The sequence below is a fragment of the Nocardia sp. NPDC001965 genome, assembly GCF_053594175.1.
On record NZ_JBSFDZ010000001.1, the window covers coordinates 300,167 to 324,296 of the forward strand.

Annotated in this window: 20 protein-coding genes and 1 pseudogene; 10 read left to right on the top strand and 11 right to left on the bottom strand. The window is 67.9% G+C overall.

Annotated features, from left to right (window positions below):
• Positions 1 to 297: 297 nt before the first annotated feature.
• Together ACWCPQ_RS01400 and ACWCPQ_RS01405 are read right to left on the bottom strand one after the other, a co-directional pair.
• On the bottom strand, positions 298 to 972 hold the full coding sequence (locus tag ACWCPQ_RS01400; RefSeq protein WP_449893460.1) for a hypothetical protein: 675 nt from the start codon (positions 970 to 972) through the stop codon (positions 298 to 300).
• Positions 973 to 1,119: 147 nt separating this feature from the next.
• On the bottom strand, positions 1,120 to 2,139 hold the full coding sequence (locus tag ACWCPQ_RS01405) for a transglycosylase SLT domain-containing protein (protein ID WP_449893462.1): 1,020 nt from the start codon (positions 2,137 to 2,139) through the stop codon (positions 1,120 to 1,122).
• 223 nt (positions 2,140 to 2,362) lie between these two features.
• Here ACWCPQ_RS01405 and ACWCPQ_RS01410 point away from each other — a divergent pair, with 223 nt between their 5' ends.
• The 3 genes from ACWCPQ_RS01410 to ACWCPQ_RS01420 all read left to right on the top strand — a co-directional run bounded on the left by ACWCPQ_RS01410 (position 2,363) and on the right by ACWCPQ_RS01420 (position 6,453).
• A complete protein-coding gene (locus ACWCPQ_RS01410; RefSeq protein ID WP_449893464.1) occupies positions 2,363 to 2,914 on the top strand; it encodes a dihydrofolate reductase family protein in 552 nt (183 codons plus the stop codon).
• 116 nt (positions 2,915 to 3,030) lie between these two features.
• Positions 3,031 to 5,292: a glycoside hydrolase family 3 C-terminal domain-containing protein gene (locus tag ACWCPQ_RS01415; protein WP_449893466.1), complete on the top strand. Its 2,262-nt coding sequence runs from the start codon at positions 3,031 to 3,033 to the stop codon at positions 5,290 to 5,292.
• 96 nt (positions 5,293 to 5,388) lie between these two features.
• Positions 5,389 to 6,453, top strand: a complete 1,065-nt coding sequence (locus tag ACWCPQ_RS01420) for an alpha/beta hydrolase family esterase (RefSeq protein WP_449893468.1) — start codon at positions 5,389 to 5,391, stop codon at positions 6,451 to 6,453.
• A gap of 178 nt (positions 6,454 to 6,631) precedes the next feature.
• Here ACWCPQ_RS01420 and ACWCPQ_RS01425 read toward each other — a convergent pair whose 3' ends face one another.
• The 5 genes from ACWCPQ_RS01425 to hpnE form a co-directional block, all read right to left on the bottom strand.
• Positions 6,632 to 8,857 carry an acyl-CoA dehydrogenase gene (locus ACWCPQ_RS01425; RefSeq protein ID WP_449893470.1) on the bottom strand — a complete coding sequence of 742 codons (2,226 nt, stop codon included), beginning with the start codon at positions 8,855 to 8,857 and terminating at the stop codon, positions 6,632 to 6,634.
• Between the two features lie 124 nt (positions 8,858 to 8,981).
• A complete protein-coding gene (locus tag ACWCPQ_RS01430) occupies positions 8,982 to 10,583 on the bottom strand; it encodes a GMC oxidoreductase (protein WP_449893472.1) in 1,602 nt (533 codons plus the stop codon).
• Positions 10,584 to 10,939: 356 nt separating this feature from the next.
• A complete protein-coding gene (locus ACWCPQ_RS01435; RefSeq protein WP_449893475.1) occupies positions 10,940 to 11,452 on the bottom strand; it encodes an SRPBCC family protein in 513 nt (170 codons plus the stop codon).
• 115 nt (positions 11,453 to 11,567) lie between these two features.
• Positions 11,568 to 12,221, bottom strand: a complete 654-nt coding sequence (locus ACWCPQ_RS01440) for a TetR/AcrR family transcriptional regulator (RefSeq protein ID WP_449893477.1) — start codon at positions 12,219 to 12,221, stop codon at positions 11,568 to 11,570.
• A gap of 9 nt (positions 12,222 to 12,230) precedes the next feature.
• Complete coding sequence (gene hpnE, locus ACWCPQ_RS01445; protein WP_449893480.1) at positions 12,231 to 13,616, bottom strand: hydroxysqualene dehydroxylase HpnE; 1,386 nt, start codon at positions 13,614 to 13,616, stop codon at positions 12,231 to 12,233.
• A gap of 66 nt (positions 13,617 to 13,682) precedes the next feature.
• Here hpnE and ACWCPQ_RS01450 point away from each other — a divergent pair, with 66 nt between their 5' ends.
• The 6 genes and pseudogenes from ACWCPQ_RS01450 to ACWCPQ_RS01475 all read left to right on the top strand — a co-directional run.
• The gene (locus tag ACWCPQ_RS01450; RefSeq protein ID WP_449893481.1) at positions 13,683 to 14,909 is read left to right on the top strand and encodes an oxygenase MpaB family protein; all 1,227 of its coding nucleotides are present in this window, start codon (positions 13,683 to 13,685) and stop codon (positions 14,907 to 14,909) included.
• 156 nt (positions 14,910 to 15,065) lie between these two features.
• Positions 15,066 to 16,853, top strand: coding sequence for an acyclic terpene utilization AtuA family protein (locus ACWCPQ_RS01455; protein WP_449893483.1), 1,788 nt, complete (start codon positions 15,066 to 15,068; stop codon positions 16,851 to 16,853).
• Positions 16,840 to 18,324, top strand: a complete 1,485-nt coding sequence (locus ACWCPQ_RS01460; RefSeq protein WP_449893485.1) for a CoA transferase — start codon at positions 16,840 to 16,842, stop codon at positions 18,322 to 18,324. The genes ACWCPQ_RS01455 and ACWCPQ_RS01460 overlap by 14 nt, the downstream gene beginning before the upstream one ends.
• Before the next feature lie 214 nt (positions 18,325 to 18,538).
• Positions 18,539 to 19,300 carry an SDR family NAD(P)-dependent oxidoreductase gene (locus ACWCPQ_RS01465; RefSeq protein ID WP_449893487.1) on the top strand — a complete coding sequence of 254 codons (762 nt, stop codon included), beginning with the start codon at positions 18,539 to 18,541 and terminating at the stop codon, positions 19,298 to 19,300.
• Between the two features lie 160 nt (positions 19,301 to 19,460).
• The gene (locus ACWCPQ_RS01470) at positions 19,461 to 20,342 is read left to right on the top strand and encodes an acyl-CoA thioesterase (protein WP_449893489.1); all 882 of its coding nucleotides are present in this window, start codon (positions 19,461 to 19,463) and stop codon (positions 20,340 to 20,342) included.
• 40 nt (positions 20,343 to 20,382) lie between these two features.
• Positions 20,383 to 20,499: pseudogene (locus ACWCPQ_RS01475) on the top strand (Tn3 family transposase); the annotation flags it as partial.
• Positions 20,500 to 20,640: 141 nt separating this feature from the next.
• Here the strand turns inward: ACWCPQ_RS01475 and ACWCPQ_RS01480 are convergent.
• Together ACWCPQ_RS01480 and ACWCPQ_RS01485 are read right to left on the bottom strand one after the other, a co-directional pair.
• Positions 20,641 to 21,342, bottom strand: a complete 702-nt coding sequence (locus ACWCPQ_RS01480) for an NmrA family NAD(P)-binding protein (RefSeq protein WP_449893491.1) — start codon at positions 21,340 to 21,342, stop codon at positions 20,641 to 20,643.
• Positions 21,230 to 21,550, bottom strand: coding sequence for an NmrA family NAD(P)-binding protein (locus ACWCPQ_RS01485; protein WP_449893493.1), 321 nt, complete (start codon positions 21,548 to 21,550; stop codon positions 21,230 to 21,232). The genes ACWCPQ_RS01480 and ACWCPQ_RS01485 overlap by 113 nt, the downstream gene beginning before the upstream one ends.
• A 68-nt stretch (positions 21,551 to 21,618) precedes the next feature.
• Between ACWCPQ_RS01485 and ACWCPQ_RS01490 the strand changes: the two genes are divergently transcribed.
• On the top strand, positions 21,619 to 21,822 hold the full coding sequence (locus ACWCPQ_RS01490; protein ID WP_449894365.1) for an SbtR family transcriptional regulator: 204 nt from the start codon (positions 21,619 to 21,621) through the stop codon (positions 21,820 to 21,822).
• Positions 21,823 to 21,889: 67 nt separating this feature from the next.
• On the opposite strand, the gene ACWCPQ_RS01495 is transcribed toward ACWCPQ_RS01490, so the two are convergent.
• Positions 21,890 to 22,903, bottom strand: a complete 1,014-nt coding sequence (locus tag ACWCPQ_RS01495; protein ID WP_449893495.1) for an oxidoreductase — start codon at positions 22,901 to 22,903, stop codon at positions 21,890 to 21,892.
• A 203-nt stretch (positions 22,904 to 23,106) separates the two neighbouring features.
• The gene (locus tag ACWCPQ_RS01500; protein WP_449893496.1) at positions 23,107 to 23,952 is read right to left on the bottom strand and encodes an SAM-dependent methyltransferase; all 846 of its coding nucleotides are present in this window, start codon (positions 23,950 to 23,952) and stop codon (positions 23,107 to 23,109) included.
• Positions 23,953 to 24,130: the final 178 nt, after the last annotated feature.

The window sequence follows — 24,130 nt, forward strand, 5'->3', positions numbered from 1 at the left end:
AATTCGTCCACGGACGAATCATTCCGGCTTCGCCACCGGATACGCCGGGACTGCGCAGCCGGCCCACAGAGCAGGCGCATCGCGGTGCGCCTGCCGGACTTCTGCCCGCGCAGCGGTACCTCACGTCCCGGCCGCGGGTGTGGGAATGCATGGCTGCGGCGCTGCGGGGTGCGCCGCAGCCTTCCATTCACATACACCGCCGGCTCGCCGGCGATTCGTCCCGTCCCCGGAACGGAAGAACTCGGCGGCGCGGAACTGTCCGCGCCGCCGAGTTCCGGTGAGTTGCCGGGCCCGCGTCTAACGACCGCCCAGCCCGAACCCGGAATCGTCCATCTCGATCTCGGGATCGAGAATCCCGCACACCTTCCAGCCGCCGTCCTCCTCGACCAGGTCGTAGGTCATCGTGGTGGTGGAGGAGGTACCCATCACCTCCATGGACATTTCCATGGTGAAGGTGCCCTTATCGCTCCCCGCGGGGACGTCGACACTTTTCAGAGTGCTCGTCGATTCCGGGAGATCGACATCGGGTACATCGGTGGGCTTCGTCGGGTTCTGCTGTTCGTACTGCGAGATCTCGCCCAGATCGGCGGCGCAGACCAGATCTTCCGGTTCGCCGGTCTGGTCCACCCAGGCCTGCGCGACGTCGCGCGGATCGTCGTAGCCGCCACCCACGATCGAGCCACCGCTATCGCCGAAAACGAAGAACGCCCCCACACCGGCAGCGATCAGGACCACCGCCACACCGCCGACGATCAGTGCGATCTTGCCGCCGTTACCCCCGGACCGCGGCGGTGGCGCACCGTATCCGCCGGGCGCCCCGTACGGCGGCTGACCGGGCGGGTAGGGCTGACCGTACTGCCCCGGGTACGGCTGCTGTCCCGGGTACGGCTGCTGCCCCGGATACGGCTGCTGCCCCGGATACGGCTGTCCCGGCTGCTGCTGGTACGGATTGGGCTGTTGCGGGTGACCCATACGGAAGTCCTGTAATCCTTGCTCTCCTGCGCGTCACCCGGGCGGCGGCGCGTCCGAAATCTGATTCCCCCACAACGACGTGGCGTTGACAACTGCTCCGGAATCTCCGACCGCTACGGAAATCCGCACGGCGCCCGGAGATTCCGGTCAGTACCCGACGTATCCGGTCTTGGCGTCGTTGTCGGACAGGTTCACGATCCCGGGCACGTTGTCCAGTGAACCGTAGCGGTCGATGGCGTAGGCGGTACCCGCGCAGATGTTGTCGACCGGGTTCCAGATATCGCCGTGGCCGGGCAGGGCATGCGCGTTGAAAGTCGGATCGATGGTCTGCATCAGCCCTTTCGACGGCGTACCCGCGTCCGCGTTGCTGTCCCAGAGGTTGATGGCGTTCGGGTCGCCGCTGGATTCCTTCTCGATCATCGTCGCGATGATCGCAGCATCGGAATCCTTGATGTCGTAGCCGTTCTCGCGCAATACCTCGATGGCCTGATCAATCCACTGCCCCAGCTCACCTTCGGGCATCTTGGTCGGCCGGCCGGAGGTACCGGTGACCGCACCGCCGGCATCGGAGTCGTCATCGGAACCGGAGTCGCTACCACCACTGCCATTCGGCGACTGGCCGCCCATCAACGGGCTCGCGGGCGAACTCGCGGGCGAACCACCGGTGGCGCCCGATCGATCCTGTGGCACCTGCAGGGATTTGTTCTGCAGTTCGTTGTGCGTGGACTGAACCTTGCCGACGGTGGCGCCGATCGTCTCATCGATTGCGACCACTGCGTCGAACTGCTGACGGGTGGTGGGGTTGTCCGGCACACCGTTGGCGATATCGACGACCGCGCTACGCAGCTCCTCGAAGGATCCACTCACCCCGTTGGCGTCGTCGGCGGCCAGGGCGGCGAGGTCGGCGATCTGGTTGTCGAGCGTATTCCAGTCGTCTTTGTAGGTCGCGACCTGCTGATCTCTGAGCTGGTATGTTTCCGCGAGCTCGCCGTCACCGGGTCGCTCACCGGCCAGGCGCGCGAGCTGCTCGGCGGTGAGGGTCGTTGCGGTGCGGTCGCCCATACCGTTCTCGAGCGCCTTGAGAACTTTCTCGGCATAGTCGATGTAGGGGTTGAGGAGCGGAGCATTCCGCGGACGCCGGAGTGTCCAGCTCTTTGCGGCAACCATCGCCCTCCGTCCCGCGCCCAGTACACCACCACTTGCTTAACAGAGTTCCATCCGCGGCCCCGCTGCACCCTCCCGCTGGTGAGAAGCTTCCCCGCGCTCCCTCGGCGGCACCGATGAGAAACCCCGGCGGCCCCCGTCTACCCGTGCGAGACCGGCAACCGCACGACCCACGGCCGGCAAACCCGATATATCGACAGCCCCGCGCTGCCGGGAAGGACACACCATGGGAACCATCGCCGTCCACGAATTCGTCTCCCTCGACGGAGTGTACGAAGACCCGTCGTGGACCTTCCCGTTCGGATTCGACCCGCAGATGGGTGCGACACTGTCCGCCATCACCGGTGCGGCGAAGGCGATCCTGCTGGGCCGCAATACATTCGAGATGTTCGCACCCGCATGGTCCACTCGTACCGTCGAGGACGATCCAGGGGCCCCGTTCTTCAACGACACCGTCAAGTACGTGGTGGGCGCGAACGAGCCGCGGGCCGAATGGTCCAACAGCGTCCCGATCGGTGCCTACGACGCGGAGGTTCTGCGCGACCTGCGGGACCGGATCGACGGCACGGTCTACATCAGCGGCAGTGGCACCCTGGTCCGGGCACTGCTCGCCGACGGCCTCGTCGACGATCTGCACCTGTTCGTCTATCCCGTCACGCTGGGCGAAGGAGCGAAACTCTTCGCCGAAGGGACCGGCACCACCACGCTCACCCTGAAATCCCACGACGTGTACGCCAACGGTGTGGTGCATCTGGATTACGGCCCCGCCGTGTCGTGAGACTCTCCCGGCGCCGGTCGTGCTGCCGATTATCGGACAACCCTCGTCGTATCCGCCGCGGCCTCGCAGCCACCGACTAGGTTCGGGAACGGTACCGACCCGTCAGGAGGAGCCGCATGCCCGACTCGATCGCATCCGACCCGGACGACCTCGTCACCCCGCTGTCCGTCGAACAACGAGCCCGGCTGGGCAGCGGACGTGATTTCTGGTCCACCGAGCCGATGGGTGATATCCCGTCGATTGCTCTCTCCGACGGGCCGCACGGCCTGCGTTACCAGGATCCGGAAAAAGGTGGCGACGCACTGGGTATCGGGCCGAGTATCCCGGCGACCTGCTTTCCGCCCGCGGTCGGCCTGGGGCAGAGCTGGGATCCCGAACTCGCGTTCCGGGTGGGGGCGGCGATCGGGCGGGAGGCGCGGGCGGCGGGTGTGCACATCGTGCTGGGGCCGGGGATCAACATCAAGCGGGATCCGCGCTGTGGGCGGAATTTCGAGTACTACTCCGAAGATCCCCGGCTCACGGCCGCACTGGCGACCGGCTGGGTGCGCGGACTCCAAGGAGAGGGCGTCGGTGCGTCGCTGAAACATTTCGCGGCGAACAACACCGAACACGAACGGATGACATCGAGTTCCGATGTCGATCCGCGGCCGCTGCGCGAGATCTACCTGCACGCGTTCGGTCATGTTGTCCGGGAAGCCGCGCCCTGGACCGTGATGTGTTCGTACAACAAGATCAACGGTGTGTACGCCGCTCAGAACCGCTGGCTGCTCACCGAGGTCCTGCGCGCGGAGTGGGGTTTCGACGGGGTGGTGGTGAGTGATTGGGGCGCCGTCGACGACCGGGTCGCCGCCGTGGCCGCGGGCCTGGATCTGGCGATGCCCGGCGCCGACGAGGTAGGTGACCGCCGGGTCGCCGCCGCTGTCGGCGACGGCTCACTCGATCCCGCTGTTCTCGAAGCGTCCGCACGGCGGATTGCCGCACTGGCCGTACGCGCCACCGGCGGCGCCGATCCGGAGACCACCTGGGACGCCGACGAGCATCACGCCCTGGCGCGCGCGGCGGCAGCACGGTGCGCGGTACTGCTGAAGAACGACAACGAGATCCTGCCGTTGACGGCCGGCGGGCATATCGCGGTTATCGGCGAGTTCGCGACCGAACCCCGGTATCAGGGTGGCGGTTCGTCCCATGTCGCCGCGACCCGGGTCGATATCGCTCTCGACGAGATCCGCGCACACGCCGGAGCCGCGACGGTGGCCTACGCGCGCGGTTTCGATACCGGGTCCGATTCCGCCGCGGCGACCTTGCGGGACGACGCCGTCGAAGCAGCCGAGCGAGCCGATCTCGCGGTCCTGTTCCTGGGATCGGCGGCAGCCCAGGAATCGGAGGGTTTCGATCGCGACACCATCGAGCTGCCAGCCGATCAGGTGGAGCTCCTGCACGCTGTGCGCGCGGTCCAGTCACGGGTGGTGGTCGTCCTCGCCCACGGCGGCGTGCTGCGGCTGGCGCCGATCGTCGAGGCCGCCGATGCGATCCTGGACACCGCACTACTGGGCCAGGCGGCCGGTGGCGCGATCGCCGATCTGCTGTTCGGTGTCACGGCGCCGTCGGGCCGGTTGACCGAAACGGTGCCGATCCGCCTCGCCGATGTCCCCGCCTACGACAATTTCCCGGGTGAACAGGGACATGTCCGCTACGGCGAGGGCATCTTCGTCGGATACCGCTGGTACGACCGGCGCGAGCTCGAGGTGAGCTTCCCGTTCGGACACGGACTCACCTATACGACCTTCGACTACACCGACCCCCGCGCAGTCGCCGATTCCGAGGGCGTATCGGTCACCGTGCGCGTCACCAATACCGGCGCGCGCAACGGTCGTGAAGTCGTCCAGGTCTATACCGGCCTGGAATCGTCGTCCGTGGTGCGCCCGCCCCGGGAACTCGCCGGATTCACCTCGGTCGAGCTGGAACCCGGTGCCACACAGGATGTCACCGTCCGCATTCCCCGGCACGAATTCGCCCGCTGGAACGAACCCGCGGGACGCTGGGTGGTGGAGGGCGGTGCGTACACCGTGCAGATCGGGGGGTCGAGTCGCGATCTGCCGGTCCGCACGACGGTGCGGGTCGACGGCGACACGGTACAGGCGCCGCTCACCCGGGAGTCGTCGTTCGCCGAGGTCATGGCGAATCCGGTGGCCGGGGCGGAACTCGGCGCCAAACTGCAGCCGCTGATCGGGGCGCAGGACAGCTCGGCCGGGGCCGATCTGGGCGTCGATATGGCGCGGATGATCGGCTCGATCCCGATCGGCCGGATCGCGCTGAATCTCGGCGGTCTGATGACCGCCGAGGAACTCGACGATCTGCTGCGCCGGGCGAACAACTGAGGTCGGTACCCGGTCCTGGGTGCACGGGCACCTGGGACTGCCGGAAATCGGGCGAATTAGATAATTCGATTACTCAAATTTGCAATCATCGTACCCATGTACAGAAATGCCATTTCCGCGATGAGCCGGCGGCTGATCGGATCCGCCGGGCCCCGGTCCGGCCTCCGGTCGATCGTGACCGCCGCCGTGATCGCCGTCGCGTCCACGGGCATCGCGACCGGCCCCGCGTCGGCCGCACCGGCGGATCCGGCTCCGCTGCCTTCGGCCGGATGCTCCACACCGCAGCCCCGAACCGGTACCGAACCGGTCCTGTTCAGCTCCCACGGTCTGTCGGGCGCCTACGGGCGCGATATTCCCGAGGGGTTGGCCGGACCGTCACCTGTCGTCCTGGACCTACACGGCTATCTCGAACCCGCGTTCATCCAGTACGCCGGTACCGGGCTCGGCGCCTATGGACGCACCCACGGATTCGTCACCGTTACGCCCCAGTTGCTGCGATCGGGTATGCCCCGGTGGGACTTCGGGCAGAATTCCGCCGATATCGAGTACCTGAGCGACCTGCTCACCGAGGTGGAATCGACACTGTGCGTGGACAGCCGGCGTATCTATGCCACCGGACTGTCCATGGGCGGCTTCACCACGTCGTCGCTGGGTTGCCAACTGGCCGACCGAATCGCCGCGATCGCACCGGTCGCCGGACTGTCCGATTTCCCGTGGTGCAACCCCGCCCGCCCGATCCCGGTGATAGCCCTGCACGGCACCGCGGACCCCATCGTCGCTTACGACGGCGGGACCGGACCGAACGCAGGGCTGCTGCCGTCACCGGACGGAACCGGCTCGGCCGCCCCGGGGCACCGGGCACCCGATGTGGAAGGACCGGGCCCGCAGTCGATTCCGGACAACGCCGCGGCCTGGGCGCGGCGCAACGGATGCGGGACCGAACCCGTCGAACAACAGGTCACTTTCGATGTGATCCGGTCCGTGTACCCGTGCCCGGCGGGCGCCGAGGTCCAACTGTGGTCGGTCCTCGGCGGCGGTCATATCTGGTTCGGTACTCCCGCGGAGATCTTCCCGGCCGCTCTGGTCGGTGCCGACACCGATTCGATCAGCGCCACCGCGCTCATCTGGGATTTCTTCCGAGCACATCCCCTGCGGAACTGAACCGGGTCACCGCTCGGTCGCGGGCGGCTATAACGCGTAGGCGCAGTTCGGCACGCAGAATCGCGGGTAGTCGCTCGGTTGCGGTTCCGAGGCAACCGGGGCGTGTGCCTCGGTTGTGGGCCGTTCGGCGGGATCCCGCTACCGGGTGCCCGCCGGGCGCCAAGGACCCGGCGCATGCCTATTTCCTCGGCAACCCGAGCACCAGGGTCGCGATGGTGTTGAGCTGGATCTCCAAGGTTCCACCACCGATGATCCAGGTCGGAATATCGAGTTCGTGATGTACCGGCTCGGAAACAGCTTCACCGAGCGCGCCCGCCGGCCCGATCAGATTCAGGGCTTCGGCCGCGGCGTCGGTGTGCAGCATGGACGCGGCCGCCTTGGCGATACTGGTGGCCGGGCCCACCGGTTGGCCGTCCAGCCGGCGGATCGTCTCGCGGAGATTCATCGCGGAGATGGCCGCGCCTCGGGCACTGATACGGCCGAGCGACCGGACCGCGTCGTCGCGGCTGCCGGCGTATTCCGCGCGCTCGATGATCTGCGCGAGCCGCCTGTTGTGTCCGGGATCCCGGACACCGCCGATGAACAACCGTTCCTGTGCGAGCGTTTCCAGTGTGAGCGTCCAGCCCTGACCTGGCTCCCCCAGAACCATCGAGTCGGGAACGAAGGCGTTGTCGAAGAAGACCTCGTTGAACTCGGCGTCGCCGCCGGCCTGAGTGATCGGCCGGACCGTCACACCAGTGCCGTGCATATCGACCAGGAACATGGTGAGTCCCTGATGCCGTCCGGCATCAGGGTCGGTGCGCCCCAGCAGCAACCCCCAGTCGGAGCGGTGCGCGAGCGTGGTCCAGATCTTCTGCCCGTTCAGCTCCCAGCCACCGTCTACCCGGGTGGCCCGCAGGCTCAGCGACGCGACATCCGAACCGGCTTCCGGTTCGCTGAACAGCTGGCACCAGATCTCCTCGCCGCGCAGCGCCGGCGCCGCCAGCCTGGCGAGTTGTTCGGGTGTCCCGCGGTGCAGCACGATCGGCACCACCCACTGCCCGATGCCCATAGAGGGCTGGGCGATTCCGTGGCGGTCGTATTCGTCCTGCAAGATCAACTGTTCGAGTGGGCCCGCCTCGATACCGTAGGGCTTGCGCATCGGCGGCGACACCAGCCCGCTGTCGGCCAGCAGCGTCCGGCGTGGACCGGGGTTCACCGCATCGGTATCGCCGATCTTCGAGGGCCCATCGTTGTCCAGTTCGGCGGCCCGGTCGAGAATTTCCGAAACCCACGCCCGGAAGGACGGATCCTCCTCCGGTAGCGGTACGGCGAAGTTGCGCGGCCCGTGCCGGGCGACTTCGCCCAGCCGCAGTTCCCACGATTCCACCGGCCCGGCGAGCGCGGCCAGTGAGATGGCCCGCCGCCAGTAGAGGTGCAGATCGTGCTCCCAGGTGAACCCGATGGCACCGTGCAGGCCCAGGCATTCCACCGCCGCGTGCACGGCCCGGCCGAGCGACGTCAGTGCCGCACCCGCGACCGCGTGGGTGCGCTGCGCCGCGTCGTCGTCCAGACCGCGGACCGCGTCCCATGCCGCCGCGGCGGCCAGTTCAGCGGTGATCAGCAGTTGCGCGGTACGGTGCTGCACCGCTTGGAATGCCCCGATCGGACGCCCGAACTGGGTGCGCGATTTGACATACGCGGTGGCGGTTTCGGAGCACCAGCCGATGACGCCGGCCGCTTCGACCGCCGAGAACGCCACGGCCACCGCGGCCGACCGATCGGTATCGAGGGCCACCGGCACTCCACCAGATACCGACGTGAACCGGACCACGCCGATATCCCGGCCGAGGTCGGCACCGTCCTTCACCTCGACCTCGATACCCGCGGCCGCGCGATCGACGACGAACCATCGGATGTCCGCGCCGGCGGCCGCGGCCACCACGAACAGTTCGGCCGAGGCCGCGCCGAGTACGAGACCGGTCTCGCCGGACAGCAGCGGGTCGTCACTGCCGGCCCCGCCCACCGTGATCCCGTGTTCCGGCGGGATCACAGCACCGGTCGTTCCGCCGGCGAACCTCCGCAGCAGGGCGTCGATGGGCTCGCTACCCGGCGCACCCGCGAGAACCGTACTGGCCACCACAGTGGGCAGGAGCGGCCCCGGAAGCAGTGCCCGCCCCGATTCGGCGAGTACCACCGCCAGATCGTCGAGTGTTCCGCCTTGACCTCCCACGGCCTCGGGCAGGTGCACACCCGCGAGGCCGAGCGCCACGAGTTCGGTCCAGAATTCCGGCGGCACACCTGCTTTGAGGTGTTCGGTGTTCTCGCGGGTGTATTCCCGGCCGGCCCGGCGGCCGGCGAATCCGGTCACGGTCTCGGCCAGTGCCACCTGGTCGGCGGTCAGCGCAACAGGCACGGTTCTCATTCCGATCGAAGGGTTCGGTCCGGTTCCCGATGCGATACGGGAACCATCGATTAGAACACGTTACAGCCGAAGCGGTGCGGTTCGACGGACCTTCCGGTCACGATCACCGATGGTCTCCCCCGCGTCAGATGGCCGCCCCCACATCGTGGGCGACCAGTTCGTCCAGGGCGCGCTCGGCCACCGCCGCGATGGTCATCGAGGGGTTACAGGCGGCAGCGTTGCCCGGGAGCAGGGCACCGTCGAGCACATACAGACCGGGCTGGTCGTGCACCCGGCCCTCCAGATCGCATACCGCACCCATGCAGGCGCCGCCCAGCGGATGCCAGGTCGACGGGAACACCCGGTTGGTATCACCGACGACCGCCGCCGGACCGGCCACCTTGTGCACGGTTTTCTCGATCCGGCCGTACTGGATCGCGGCATCACCGTCCGCCGGCCAGGACAGCCGGGCGCTGTCGGCCGCCGAATCGTAGACGAACCGGCCGCGCGCCTCGCTGACTCCGTAGCCCACCAGCATGGTGGTGTGGGCATCCATACCCAACGGCGGAATCGACGCCTGGACAACGGTATGCGCGGTCGAGGGATCGTCCCAGTTGAGGCTGCCGTAGACCACCGGCCCGCCCTGTTCGGCGCCGAAATCCTCGGCCAGGTTCGTCCAGGTGTAGATCCGGTCCGCGTTGGTTCCCCAGCCCGCACCCAGCCCGTCGGGCATATCGGGGATCAGCCCCTTGCCGGCGGCACGCATGAGCAGTTCGGTGGTGTTGAGGCTGCCCGCCGCCATGATGAGCGCTTTGGTGGTGAGGATCTTCTTCTCCAGCACCTGTGCGGATTCGTCGGTCCGGTCGACATGGACGAGCCAGCGCCCGTCCGGGCCACGTTCCACATCGGTCACGTTGTGCATCACCCGCACATCGACGAGGCCGGTGGCCTCGGCCGCGGCGACATAGGTGACATCGACCGAATGCTTACCGCCGTTGTTCACCCCGAAAGCACCGGCGCCGTTGGAGTAGGAGGCCTTCATCTCACCGCGGGTCTCGGCGAGTGCGTAGTTCCAGTCGATGGGCATCGGGATCTTGGAGACCGGCAGCCCGGCGGCGGCGGCGTTGCGCGCGAAGATACGGGCGGCCTTGTAGCGCGGATGCGCGATCAATTCGTCGGGGGCCACCGCCAGCTGCAACATCGCGGCCACACGGGGGTAGTGCACGCGGTCCAGCAGGCGCCAATCGAGTTCCTGCGGGAAATGGGTGTTGAAGACCGCCTCGGCGGGTTGCAGCGACATCCCCTGGTACAGCAGGGATCCGCCGCCCAGGCCCGCCGCGCAGAGGGCGGTCATGTTCTCACCCACCACCGCGTCCAGCAGGCCGGTATAGGGCTCGAGGGCCACCGGTTCGCCGAAGATCTGCGGGGCGGAGCCGTGCCACAGTAGTCGTTTGTCCGGGTTCGTCGGATTGCCGAAGGTATCGGCGTTCGGGCCGGTGGCCCAGCGCTTTCCGCGTTCGAGCAGCAGCACCGGCACGCCCGCCTGCGCCAGGCGCAGCGCGGCGATTCCACCACCGAATCCGGAGCCGATCACGATCACACGATGCTCCTCGCGCACAACAGGCGTGCGGCGCCGCGGCGCGCGGCTGCCGGGGGCCGCGGTGGCGACGGCGGTACCGGCGAGGGTGATCCCCGTCGCCGCTGCCGCAGTACCGCTCAGAAATGTGCGCCGTGAGAATGCGGACAAGGAGGACCTCCGAAACAGCTGTGCACACGACTCCGTCGTGGCCGCCGCCCCGCCGCGCACCGTCGGCGGAACGCAGCGGCCGGGACAGCCGACAAGCGGAGTGCCCGAGGAGCTTTCCGCGGACTGGCCCGACGTTAGATACACGTCACAGTGAGTGTCAAGAACCTATCGGACGTTTGCCCAATTGCTTCGCCGTAACCCGCCCGCGCCTTATCACACCAGCTCAGAGGCTTTTCCGCGAGCCCGACGATTGCGACATGGACACCTGTCCAGCGCAGGTGGAGGCCGTATTCTGCACAGAAGGAGACCGCATTAGCGCGGACGGAATCGTCATTTCGCGCACACGGAAACGATGTTCAGGCCCCCTGCTCGAGTTCTGCCTTCATCCGCTCCAGAGTCCGCCGGATATTGCCCTCCTGGAACTCGGCGAAGCCCCGCTTGCCGGTCGCGATCCGGTCGAACCACAGGGCCGGCGTATCCGGCCACCCGGCGCGATCGTCGAACCACGTCTCGGTGATGCGGGTGCCCCCCGGCACTACGTCGAAGCGGTATTCCCACGTGGCAACAGCTATGGGCAGCAACGGTTTCCACACACCCCAGCGACGGACCTCGAAAACGAAGCGCTGCGGCCGTTCGGCCACCACCACCGTGCATCCGGTATGCCAGCGCATCCGACCGCGCCGATTGGCACCCACGAACTCCATACCGGGATAGACGGGCCGACCCGGTTCCGGAACCACGGCACCGGTGTTCTCCGGACTCCACCTGCCCATCTGCGTCAGATCGGTGACCGCGTCGTAGGCGGCCTCCGGATCGATGTCCACCACAATGCTGTCGGACACCTGAGTGGTCCGGGAAATTCTCACCACGGTCGTTGCTCCTTGTCGGGCCGCTTCGTCGTCGATCCTAGGCATGACGTCCACGCGGCCGAGCCGGCGTCACGAACCCCCGCGGACCTCGCGCCGGACCCCGGGATCGATCCCGTCAGGAACCGGTGCCCACCCGACCGTCACCGGTGATCGATCCGGATACCGGGCGGCCCGGGCCCGGCCCGAAGCCGTACTTCATCAGCGGCACGATCGCCGTCCGGACGAACGCGCGCGCGGCGTCGTCGTCGCCGAAATCCACCCCGGCGATCGGGGTCAGCAACAGCGAATGCGCCATCCGGGCGATCATCTCCGCCACCGGCCGCGTTTCGTAACGGTCCAGCACGCCCTGCTCCTGCCCGGTTTCCAGGACCGCCGTGATGTACTCGATCCCCTGCGACACCATCTCCGCACCGCGCACCGTATAGAAACCGAGCGCCTCTTCCGGTGCCACCGCGAGCAACTGGGTGACCAGCGGATGGGTCCGGGTCAGCCGCAGGATATAGAGCACCGTCTCTTCGATCTGCGCATCGATACCCGAGGTGGTGGTGGCGATCGTGGTCGCCTCGCCGAGGATCCGGCCGATCTCGCGCAGCAGGGCCGCTTCGATCAGATCGTCTTTGCCGGAGAACCGGCGGTAGATCGTCACCCGGGTCACGCCGGCGCGGCGGGCGATATCGTCGAGGCTGCTTCGCCGGATGCCGACCTGCAGAATCCGGCCGAGGGTCGCATCGAGGATCCGTTCGTCGACTTCGTCGTAGCTGCGGACCATACGGCGGAATTATAGAGACGGTGCCGCCGGGACTCCGGCGCCACCGTCCCGGTCCAGCAGCGCGGCCACCGCCCGTTCGGCACTCTGTGCGGCGCTCTCCATCGTGGCCGACCAGTCGGTGCGGGTCCAATCACCGGCGAGCACCAGATTCGGCACCGAGGTCCGCTGGTCGGGGCGCAATCCATCGGTGCCCAGTACCTGCGAGAACGTAGCGTTCGGCATTTTCACGACCTGCGCGTGCACCAATTGCGCCGCTGCGGCTTCCGGATAGTAGCGACGGATCAGCGCCAGCTGCTCGGCGACGATCTGGTCGTTGCTCTTGTGGATCTGCTCGTAGGCGCCGCTGGTGGTGAGGCAGTAGAGCCAGGCACCGTCAGCAGCCCGGCCGTGCATCCGCTGCCGGTCGAACACCTCGTCGATCACCCCGGTCCCCCCGATCAGCGCCTCCATGGCGGCCTGGGTGCGCAGCGGCCGATCCAGGTACAGATTGGTGCTGACGATCGGCGTCACGCCCAGTTTGTCGGCGGCCGCGTAGATCTCGGCATGTTCGGGCAACTGGTCGAGCAGTCCGTGGATCCGTGAATTCGGTACCGCGCACACCACCGCGTCGGCCGGGATCTCGGTGCCGTCGGCGGTCTGGACACCGGTGACCAGACCGTCGGTGATCACTATCCGGCGAGCTACCGTCCGGAAACGGACGTCGACCCCGTATTTCTCGAACAGCCGCTCGGCGCCCGTGATGTAGAGCGTGTCCAGATCCACGGTCGGATAGCCGATGGTGACACCCACCCGGTCCTGCGCACCGATCCGGATACCGGTCGCCAGCACATCGGCGAAGACCTTGGCCGACTCCCGCTGGACCGGTTCCGCGGCGATCCCCAGGGCCAGCCAATCCCACAGCGCCTCGCGTGCTTTCGCGGGCATACCCACCCGTTCGAACCACTGCTCGGTGGTGATATGGGCCAGGTCCGCGGGCTGGAACAGGGCTTGGCGGCCGAGCCGCAGGGTGGCGCGCAGGGCTCGGAGGCGGTCGAGTATCCCGGCGTCGGGATGCGCGCCGAGCAAGGTCTTCACCGCCCGGAATCCTCTGGTGTGCAACAAGACCGCGCGTCCACCGGGCCAGCGCAGTGTGCCGCCGCCCGGGAATTCGACGCGGTCGCGGGTGCCGACGCTCTCGAGATACCGGAACAGGCTGCGATAGCCACTGGCCACCACATGCTGGCCGTTGTCCGGAGTGTCCCCCACTTCCGGAACCTCCATCGCCTGTGTCCGGCCGCCGAGGCGGGCGCGCCGCTCGAGCAGCGTCACCTGCTTTCCCGACTCGGCCAGCCATACCGCGGACGCCAGGCCGGCGAGACCGCCGCCGATCACGACATAACGACGGGAATCGTTCATCTGCTTCTCCCGGACCTCGTGAAACCCATGATTGACACAATGTAACGCAGTTAATACATTTGTTTCATGGGTTCCGAGAACACGGGTGCTGCGATTCCCACCCGTCATCCCGCCGCTCCGGTCAGGGTCCCCGGGCTGCGGCCTTTCGCCCTGCTGATGGGTATCGGCGCGCCCGACACCGCACAGTGGGAAGCCATGGGCGCATCGTTGCTGGTCGGGGACGAGCCGATGGATTCGCTGGTCGACTGGATGATCGCGACCGGGATGAGTACCACCCGGCCGCTGTTCGAACAGGCCCTGCACGCCGGGATCGACTCCGTACGCGACGCCCCCGCGCCACTACGCGAGTTCTTCACCACCGTCGAAACACCGCCGCAGTGGCTGGACGAACAGATCCTGCGCCGCGGCGAACAGGTACTGCGCCGGGGCGGATTCGACGGGCTGTACCTGGCGCGCGATGTCTCCTTCCTCGGCGGCTATCTCGCCTCGGGATTCAACAAGACCCTGCTGCGCACGGGCGCCCTCGAGAAAGGGCCCGCGCAGCGGTTCGCCGAAACCATGCAGTGGGCGTTGGATGTACAGAACGGGATGGAGAAGTTCGGTCCCGGCTACCGGTCCACCCTGCACGTGCGATTCGTTCATTCGCTGGTGCGCCGGCACGTGGGTGCCATGCCGGACTGGGACGGCGACGCGTGGGGACTGCCGATCAATCAGACGGATATGGCCGCGACACTGGTCGGCGCGCTCATCGCGCCGTTCATCGGCGGGATGGCCATGGGCATTCTCCCCTCGACCGCGGACCGCGAGGCTGCCGCTCATCTGGCGCGCTATGTGGGCCGGCTGATGGGTGTCGCCGACGAATGGCTGCCCACCGGATTCCGCGACAGTGTGCGGATCCTCTACCACTGCATGACTGCCATCACCAATCCGGACGAGACCACTCGTCAGCTCGCTCTGCCGATGGCGAACGACCCGCTCACCTGGAACTACCCCAACCTGCCCTGGCTGCGCGGCAGAATTGCCCGCGCACAGCATCTTTCGATCGCGACCATGTACCTGGGCCCGGGAGCCATGCGCAAACTCGGCCTCTGGCCGTATATGCCGCCGTGGTACCCGATGCTCCGGATGCCGGTCAACCTGGTCCGCAGCCTCACCACCCGGATCAGCCCGGCCGCCCGGGAACGTGCCGAGCGGCGCGGTCTGCACGAACAGGAGGCGTTCAAGCGGATGCTGGTCGGCTCCGGTCCCGCCACGGTCGGCCTGTCCGCGCAGAATCTACAGGCCACCGCCTGATCACCGGATCGACCGGCCGGGTGACACACACCCGCCGACGCATCGATCGCCACCGTCCCGTACGGGAAGTATCCGCCGCTGGGGATAACGGCACCCCGGGTCTGACTGCATCCGCCCTCACACGGCAGACTCGTCGGTGCACGAGGAGGTGTACGCATGGCCGACCAGCCGATTCGCCTGGCCAACTTCTCCGGCTATCTCGGAGACCGGTTCACCGCGGTGGACGAAGTCCTCGCCGGCGATCCGGTGGACGTCTTGGTGGGTGACTACCTCGCGGAGATCACCCTGGCCGCGCTTTCCGCACGTTTTCTCGCCGACCCCGACCGCGGATACGTCGAGTATTTCGTCGATCAACTGCGACCCCATCTGGCCGGCCTCGCCGAGCGGCGCATCAAGGTCGTCACCAATGCCGGCGGATTCAATCCGGCGGGGCTCGCCGCGGCACTGCGGACCGAGATCGCCGCCGCCGGGGTCGCGCTGCGGGTCGCGCATATCGAGGGCGACAATATCGTCGGCCGACTCGGTGGAATCCAAGAGCGGGGGCACCCGCTGACGAACCTCGACACCGGAGAACCGCTGTCGTCCTGGCCGGTACAGCCCATCGCGGCCAACGCCTATCTCGGTGGCTGGGGTATCGCGCGGGCCCTGCACGAGGGCGCCGATATCGTCGTGTGCGGGCGGGTCACCGACGCTTCGCTGACCGTCGGGCCCGCGGCCTGGTGGCACGGCTGGGCTACCACCGACTGGGACCGGCTCGCCGGTGCCGTGCTCGCGGGGCACATCATCGAATGCGGGCCACAGGCGGTGGGCGGCAACTTCTCCGGATTCACCGCCATCGAGAACATGCTGGTCCCGGGGTTTCCCATCGCGGAGATCGCGGCGGACGGCAGCAGCGTGATCACCGAGCACAGCGGCGACGACGGAATCGTCACCGTGGACACGGTCACCGCGCAACTCGTGTACGAGATCCAGGGGCCGCGGTATCTGAACCCCGATGTGACCGTCCACCTCGACACCGTCCGGCTCACCGCAGTTGGGCCGGATCGGGTCCGGGTCGCCGGAGCCACCGGTTCGCCCCCGTCGCCGACGACCAAGGTCGCGATCTTCGGGCAGATCGGCTGGCAACAGGTCAACACCGTCTACGTCACCGCACCGGATATCGAACGCAAGGTCGAACTGCTCCGTCGCCAGCTCGAGCGCGTCACGCCCGGCGGGGTGCGTATCCGGCTGACCACCATCGGTACCGCCGCCACCGAGCCGGCGACCCAGTGGGAGGCCACCGTCGCGGTGCGGATCCTGGCGACCGCCCAGGATCGCGACGCGCTCATCCGGCTCGGGCTCGCCCGGGTGCTGGGCAGTCTGTATCTACAGAGTTACCCCGGATATTTCACCGATGTGGCCGGGACCCAGCAGTCGAAACCGGGCCCGCGGATCGAATACTGGCCCGGGCTGCTCGAATCGAGCACGCTCGCCCACCGGGTGGTATTCGACGATCGGGTTCTCGATATCGCGGCGGCCGAGCACACTTCGGTGCCGGTGGAGGTCGCACACCCCGAGCCCGCCCCGGCTCCCACCACCGGCCCGGTCCGGCGGATCCCGCTCGGCGCCCTCGCCTACGCGCGCAGCGGCGACAAGGGCGGCAACTGCAATGTCGGGGTCTGGGCGCCGGAGGCAGGGGCATGGCCGTGGCTGCGCGGGTTCCTGTCCACCGGCGAAGTGCGGCGGCTGATTCCGGAGACCGCGGCTCTCGATATCGTGCGGCACGAGTTCCCGGAACTGCGGGCGGTGCATTTCGTATTCCGCGGTTTGCTCGGTACCGGCGGCTCGGCCAACGACCGGGTCGACCAGGTGGGCAAGGCCGTGGGCGAATACCTACGGGCGAAACTCGTTCCGGTTCCCGTCGCGCTGCTCGACTCGCTGGGATACACCGATGACACTCACTGAACGCCTCACCGCGGCGCTGACCGCCCCCGCTACCGACGCCGCATTCGACCCGCACACCGAATTATCCGAACTGCTGGCCGGTATCGGAATGAGCAGCGGCGACACCGGCGGGGCCATCCTCTTCCGCGGCGCCGACCCGGTGGTGCCCAGCACCCTTCGCCTGGGTGGGGCCGCGGCGATCGCGCTGGCGGCCAAGTCCGCCGCGATCGCGGCGCTGTGGCGGCGGCGCGGCGGCCCCGGCCAGGACATCACGGTCGATCTGCGCACGGCCCCGCATCGGCTGTGCCCCTTCTACGATCGCCGGTGGGAGTTGCTGAACGGCTACCCGCCCGGTACGCCCGCCAATGCGAACAACGCACTCGGTTTCCGGTTCTATCGCACCGCCGACGAACGCTGGGTGATGCCGCTCAATCCGTACCCCAAGATCAAGGTCGCCGCGCAGCGACTGCTCGGCGTCCCCGAAGACAGCCGCGCGGTCGCGGCCGCCGTCGCCCGGTGGGAAGCCCGCGAACTCGAAGATGCCGGGGCCGCCGCGGGCGTCGTGCTCCCGATGCTGCGCACCACCGCCGAACTGCTGCGCGAACCGCACTACCGCGATTTCCTCGCCGAGATGCCACTGGTCGAGATCACCCGGATCGGCGACAGCGAGGCGGAACCGTTGCCCGCCGGTGCCGAACAGCCGTTGTCGGGGGTGCGGGCGCTCGGCGCCGGTCATGTGATCGCGGGCGCGGGGGCCGGTCGTGCGCTGGCCCTGCACGGAGCGGACGTCCTGAATCTGTGGCGGCCCAGCGAACTCGAGCACGACGCCACCTATGTTTCCGCGAATGTCGGAGTCCGGTCCGCGACGCTGGACCCCTTCGGCTCCGACGGCGGGCGGCGGTTTCGCGAACTCCTCACCGGGGCGGATATCTTCTACGCCAACCGACGGCCCGGATACCTCGCGAAGATAGGAGCGACCGCCGAGGAGGCGGCCGCCATTCGCCCCGGCATCATCCATGCCGGGGTTTCGCTCAACGGCGAGCACGGCCCATGGGCGGACCGGCTCGGTTTCGATCAGACCGCGGGCAGTCTCACCGGGATGATGCAGCTGGAGGGCGACGAATCCGGCCCGCGATTGCCTCCGGTCATGGTGGTCAACGATTACATCGTGTCCTGGCTGTTGACGGCCGGAACAGTCGAAGCGCTGGCCCGGCGGGCGGAGCACGGCGGCAGCTATCGCGTCCATGTCTCACTCACCCGCGCCGCACTGTGGATTCTGTCGCTGGGCGTGTTCGACCGCGAGTACGCCCACGCGACCGCGGGCCGGAGCGAGGAACACCGCTATCTCGACCCCGAGACCTTCACCACCGATACGCCGCTGGGGCGCTATCAGGGGGTCACCGAGCAGGTATGGATGTCGCAGACACCCGGCCGGTACCGCACCGTACTGGTGCCGCGTGGGTCGGGTCGGGCCGAATGGCGGTCCGTGTGATGCGGGAACGGTCGTGTCGCCGGCTGCTCGCCGGTACGACGAGCCGGCCGAGTACCGCCCCGCGTCGTGGCACCGACGTATCTGGGCGATTGACCAGCATTATCACCGATACTTCTACGAAAATGGTGGTTCGAGTGCGCCCGGCCGCTATAACGTAGGCCGGTATACGTTCGGCGTGCGACGACCGGGCACCACACCGAGAAAGACAGGGACCATGGAGATTCAGGGAACACGGGCGATCGTCGTCGGCGGCGCCTCCGGTATGGGCCGGGCCAGCGCCGAGCTCCTGGCGGCACGCGGTGCGAAGGTCGTGATCATCGACCGGACAGCGGGTGAGGGGCACAAGGTCGCGGCCGACCTCGGCGGTTCCTTCTTCGAGGCCGACGTAACCGATCATGCGGGGGTCGAAACCGTTCTCGCCGAGGCCGTGGCCGAACTGGGCGGCCTCGATATCGCCGTCAACACCGCCGGCGGCGGGATCGCCGAACGCACCCTGTCCAAGACCGGCCCGCACGATCTGGAGTCGTTCACCCAGATCATCAACCTGAACCTGATCGCCACCTTCAACCTCAACCGGTTGCAGGCCTGGCATATGAGCCAGGGAGAACCGAATACCGACGGCGAACGCGGGGTCATTGTGAACACCGCCTCCATCGCGGCCTTCGAAGGCCAGATCGGCCAGGTCGCCTACACCGCCGCGAAAGCCGGTATCGCCGGAATGGCCCTGACCATGGCTCGCGACCTCGGATCCGTCGGGGTGCGGGTACTCGCGATCGCGCCCTCGCTGTTCGATACCGGAATCCTCGCCGGCGTCCCCGAGGAAATGGTCACCCCACTGGTCGCGGGCAATGCCTTCCCCAAACGAATGGGCCGCCCGGAGGAATACGCGAAACTCGCCGCCGCCATCGTCGAGAACGGCATGCTCAACGGCCAGTGCCTGCGGCTGGACGCGGGAATGCGATTCGCGCCCAAGTGAATCGGGACGATTGCGCGGCGGTGCGCGGCCTGCGCCGGGCACCGCTGCGGAACCCTCCGGGAGGCCGACGCCAGAAGCCCTCGGGGCTGCGCTCCATAATGAGGAGCGACGTCGCCCGATGCCACGGCACCGGTCCGCGGCGCGCAACACGGAGGTGGCCATGACCCTGGAAAGCGTTCGCCCCGCGGAGTCGGTGGCCGACCGGCTCACCCTCGAACGTATCGGCGAACACCACTTCCGCGGCCGCACCCACAACGGACCGTCCCGCCGCAGTTACGGCGGGGAGGTCGCCGGTCAGGCCGTGCTGGCGGCCGGGCTCACCGCACCCGTCGACCGGCCGATCCATTCCGCCCAGACCTACTTCCTGCTGCCCGGCGATACCACCGTGCCCACCGATTTCGTAGTGGAGCCGGTGCGCGACGGCGGTTCGTTCTCGACGCGCCGCGTCGAAGCGATCCAGAACGACCGGGTGATCTTCACGATGCTCGCCTCCTTCCACTGCACGGAGGACGGTTTCGCCCATCAGGTCGCCGAACTCGACACCCCGGGCCCCGACGAGGTGCCCGATCTCACCGAGGTCTTCGCGGACCATCCGGAGGCACTGGGGTGGACCAGGACCTTCCTCGACGCACTCGGCATCGATGCCCGGTTCCCCGATCCACCCGCCCGCGCGTACGCGATGCGCGGCTCCGCCGCCGCACCGCGCCAGCGGGTCTGGTTGCGCACCCGGCAGCCGCTGCCCGACGCGGGCCTGGAACAGGCCGCCTGCCTGATGTATCTGAGCGACCTGCTGCTGCTGTCCGCCACCACCGGCCCGCACGGGGAAGCCCTGCGGGACCGGGAACTACAGGTCGCGACCGTCAACCATTCGATCTGGTTCCACGCCCCGATCCGGGTCGACGACTGGTTCCTGCACGACCAGTACGGACGCTGGGCCGGTGGCGGCCGCGGGCTCGCCCACGGCGAGATACTGGACCGCACGGGCCGGCTCTGCGCGACCACCATGCAGGAGGGGCTGATCCGGCCGCGCGGCTCCCACTGACCCGCTCGGCGAGAACCGGCCCGTCGCCTCCGCGGCATTACAGCGCGAGATCGACACTGGCCTGAACGTGGTCGAGTCCCCGAACAGCGCCAATTCGATCATCCGCTATGGCAAGACCGCCGAGATCGCGTCCGACCGGCGCGACGAGCAGGAGATGAGCGTGTTGTGCCGGCTGCGGATACAGCGCCTCGCGACCTCTTCCTATTTGTCAGTGATCAGTCGGAACTGCTCCGGCGCCCGTTCGGTGGCCACTGACACTGATTCCGCTGTGCCATGGCGGAACGGCTGCGCCCGTCCGTCACGCCTGCTCGGCATCGGACAGGTAGGAGCTCAGCGCTTCGGTCACGCTGGGTGTGTCGAGCCAGGTAGCGAAACCGAGAAGGCCGGGGGCGGCGGCTCGGCAGTTCTGCAGGTCGGCCGCGGGGCGATCGGGGTCTTCGTAGAGAGCGGCGAGCGCGGCTGCCCGCTGCGGGCTCTGTGCTCGGATCTCGTCCAGCGAGATGTGCCGGTAGCGTACTGCCCGGCCTGTCGCGGCAGCGATAGCGCTCGCGATCCGAGGTGTGGTCAGTTCGTCCCCGGCGATGTCCATCGCGCGGCCGATCCAGTCTGCCGGTGCGGAGAAGGCGCGCGCGGCGAACGAGCCGATGTCGGCGACCGCGATGAGCTGCTCGACCGCGTCCGGCGGGGTGGCGGAGGCCAGCAGTCCATCAGGGCGCAGGCCCCGAAAAGGACCCAGGTAGTTCTCCATGAACCCGACCGGCCGCAGGATGGTGGCGGGTACCCCGGTGCCGCGCAGGTACTGCTCCAGTTGCGTTTTGGGACGCAGTAACGGGCTCGTGCCGGGCCGATCGGCGCTCAGCGCGGAGGAGTAGACAAGATGCCCGATTTCAGCCCGCGGCCGCGTCGATGATCGCCTGCCCGCGACGCAGCTCGTCGTCGGGACCGATGTCCGGAGTCGCCTGCGGCGATATGAAGCCGGGCTGGGAGAGGAACAGACCACCGGCCCCGCGCAACGCTTCATCGATGGCATCGATGTCGTCGAGCGACCCTCCGACGACATCGGCACCCGCATCGGCCAGGCGCCGGGCATCGTTGCGCCCCGGGTCCCGCACTACCGCGCGCACCGGACGCCCGGCCGCGAAAAGGGCCCGCACCGCGGCATTACCTTGGCGACCCGACACCGCGAACACCGTGATCAGTTCAGACACGTCGACTCCTGAGTGTCGTAGGCGGTAATGTATGCGAACTCGTCTCCGCCACCGAACAGCCCCTCGACATCGACCCCGCCGTCAGGCAGCGCTACCTCGCCACCCTCGAGGAACTCGTCGACCGAGCACGCGACGCCGGCCGCCTCCGCGAAAACCTGACAACCGCGGATGTCATCTCCATGCTTGCGGCCGCCGCAACCGCTGAAGCGCGAGATCACGACGCGGCGCCGGGCCGTCTGGCCGATCTGATATCCGCATCCATCTTCACCTGACTCCCGCAACGAACGAAAGACATTGCCGGCGTATCTACCAGGTGACACGTTCCTTCCCGGCACCCCGCTACGCGGGCTCGCCGGTGGCGTCGGCGGTCGGCGTCCGCCCGGCGACCGGTGCGTTCCGCGTACTCGATGCGCCCAGGGCGAATTCGACACCGGTCAACTCCTCGGCGGCGGCCCACAATCGGCGACCGGATTCGGGGTCCCCGGCCCCGGCGGGTACGGCCAGCGGCACCGGCGGCCCCACCAGCCCCCAGCGTTTCACCGGTCCGTAGAATCCGGCGCCGGTCACCGCGGGGTCGACAGCGGCCCGCAGAATGGACTGTGCCCCCGCCTCCGGCGTCTGGGTGACCAGACGCGCCAGCGTCATCACCACGTCGCTGTAGGCGATCCGCACCAGCAGGCTCTTGTCACGCAGGATGGTCGAGCGCACGCCACCGGGATGCGCTCCCACCGACAGCGCCCGGGATCCGGCCGCCGTCAGCCTGCGCTGCAGTTCGACCATGAACGTCATGGACGCCGTTTTCGACCGAGAGTAGGTCACCAACCGCCCGAAGCTGTGCTCGGACTGCAGATCCTCGAAATCGAGTGCCGCGCTGCGGCGGCCGTGACTCATGCTGCCCACCCCGACGACCCGGCCGGCCGGGGCGGCGGTGATCAGGTCGGCCAGTTGCGCGGTCAGCGCGAAATGTCCGAGAAAGTTGATCCCGAAATCGCTTTCGAAACCATCGGCGGTCGGCGTCCAGGTTCCGGCCACCACACCCGCGTTGTTGACCAGCAGGTCGATTCCCGGCAGTTCGTCGTGTAATCGTCGCGCACAGGCGGCGACCGAACCCAGATCGCCGATATCCACTCGGGTCGTGCGGATATCGGCCCCCGGTACCGAGGACTCGATATCGGACTTCGCCGCCGCGGCGGCCATATCGTTGCGGCAGGCGAGCACGACCGTCGCACCACGGCGAGCCAGGCCGCGGGCGACCTCCAACCCGATCCCGGTGTTCGATCCGGTCACCACGGCGGTACGACCCGACTGATCGGGTGCGGCTGCCACCGTCCACGATTCGTTCGAAGAGCTCACGGCATCTATCCAGTTCCAGCACAGTTCACGCCGCCCCGCGCTCTGGGTCCTCACCTACCGGAGGCAGCCGGTCCAGCCGAAGTATAAGACAATTCTCTAATGATGAGAATGCGATTACCGCATGGGTGTCCCGAACAGCACCGACACAACTGATACGCAGGCCCGGCCGGACCGCTCAGGCACCGACTCCGGTGCGGGATCAATCACCCTTTACGCCCGACCCCGCCCAGCAGCAGCCGTTCTTCGCGAGTCCCCGGCGGGCGCGCCGGGCCCGAGGGCCACCACTGGTCGACCGGCACCACGCCCGGCTCGATCAGCTCGAGTTCACCGAAACAGGAGACGATCTCCGCGCGGCTCCGGAACCAACCGGTTCCCAGGCCGTCCTCCAGGAAGCGCCGCTCCACCTCCCGGGCCAGTTCGTGTTCGGGCGAAGCGTCCGCCGGATCCCAGTAGTGCGTGATCGCCACGAACGACCCGGCGCTCAGGACACGGACGCAGCGCGCCACGATCTGCGCCGGATCCGCCGCGCTATCGATGTGGTGCAACACCGAACCCAGGATCACCGCCACCGGACGACCACGGTCCAGATAACGCCACACCGGCGAATCCTCCGCCAGCACCGCGGGATCGGTCAGATCGCCCTGCAGGTACAGCGTGTCCTCGTTGGTCTCCAGCAGCACCCGCCCGTGTGCTACACACATCGGGTCGTTGTCCAGGTACACCACTCGCGACCACGGATTCACCAACTGCGCGATCTCATGCGTATTTCCGGTGGCGGGCAGCCCGGCTCCCGCGTCGAGGAACTGGTCCACTCCGACGATTCCCGCCAGATACCGCACCACCCGGCGTGACCAGGCCCGGTTGCGCCGGGAGACCTCCGCCATCCCGGGCGCGACCGCCAGCACCGCCGCGAGCGCGCGACGATCCACTTCGAAGTTGTCTTTACCACCCAGACTGGCGTCGTAGAACCGGGCGATACTGGCCCGGGAAGTATCGACTCCGGCTGGCGAACGGCCTACGGCCGGTGGACGGAACGGCGTGTCTGGCATCGGCTTCTCTCTATCCGGTTGTGGTGCGGCACGACATCGACAGGTGAGGCTCGACACATACGACGACCACAGTGCGACGAATTCATCGCTCCGGGAACAGATTCGTCGACAAAGATCTCGAAACGATAAGCTTTCGCCCCCCGTGCGGAAAATTCCCCGACGCAACGCACCCGGCGGC

Bases quoted from the DNA above. Each gene is read 5' to 3' on its own strand.
- ACWCPQ_RS01440 (WP_449893477.1), bottom strand. From the start codon at position 12,221: ATGGTCCGCAGCTACGACGAAGTCGACGAACGGATCCTCGATGCGACC.
- ACWCPQ_RS01415 (WP_449893466.1), top strand. From the start codon at position 3,031: ATGCCCGACTCGATCGCATCCGACCCGGACGACCTCGTCACCCCGCTG.
- ACWCPQ_RS01400 (WP_449893460.1), bottom strand. From the start codon at position 972: ATGGGTCACCCGCAACAGCCCAATCCGTACCAGCAGCAGCCGGGACAG.
- ACWCPQ_RS01500 (WP_449893496.1), bottom strand. From the start codon at position 23,952: ATGCCAGACACGCCGTTCCGTCCACCGGCCGTAGGCCGTTCGCCAGCC.
- ACWCPQ_RS01405 (WP_449893462.1), bottom strand. From the start codon at position 2,139: ATGGTTGCCGCAAAGAGCTGGACACTCCGGCGTCCGCGGAATGCTCCG.
- ACWCPQ_RS01420 (WP_449893468.1), top strand. From the start codon at position 5,389: ATGTACAGAAATGCCATTTCCGCGATGAGCCGGCGGCTGATCGGATCC.
- ACWCPQ_RS01460 (WP_449893485.1), top strand. From the start codon at position 16,840: ATGACACTCACTGAACGCCTCACCGCGGCGCTGACCGCCCCCGCTACC.
- hpnE (WP_449893480.1), bottom strand. From the start codon at position 13,616: ATGAACGATTCCCGTCGTTATGTCGTGATCGGCGGCGGTCTCGCCGGC.
- ACWCPQ_RS01470 (WP_449893489.1), top strand. From the start codon at position 19,461: ATGACCCTGGAAAGCGTTCGCCCCGCGGAGTCGGTGGCCGACCGGCTC.
- ACWCPQ_RS01425 (WP_449893470.1), bottom strand. From the start codon at position 8,857: ATGAGAACCGTGCCTGTTGCGCTGACCGCCGACCAGGTGGCACTGGCC.
- ACWCPQ_RS01455 (WP_449893483.1), top strand. From the start codon at position 15,066: ATGGCCGACCAGCCGATTCGCCTGGCCAACTTCTCCGGCTATCTCGGA.
- ACWCPQ_RS01450 (WP_449893481.1), top strand. From the start codon at position 13,683: ATGGGTTCCGAGAACACGGGTGCTGCGATTCCCACCCGTCATCCCGCC.
- ACWCPQ_RS01465 (WP_449893487.1), top strand. From the start codon at position 18,539: ATGGAGATTCAGGGAACACGGGCGATCGTCGTCGGCGGCGCCTCCGGT.
- ACWCPQ_RS01410 (WP_449893464.1), top strand. From the start codon at position 2,363: ATGGGAACCATCGCCGTCCACGAATTCGTCTCCCTCGACGGAGTGTAC.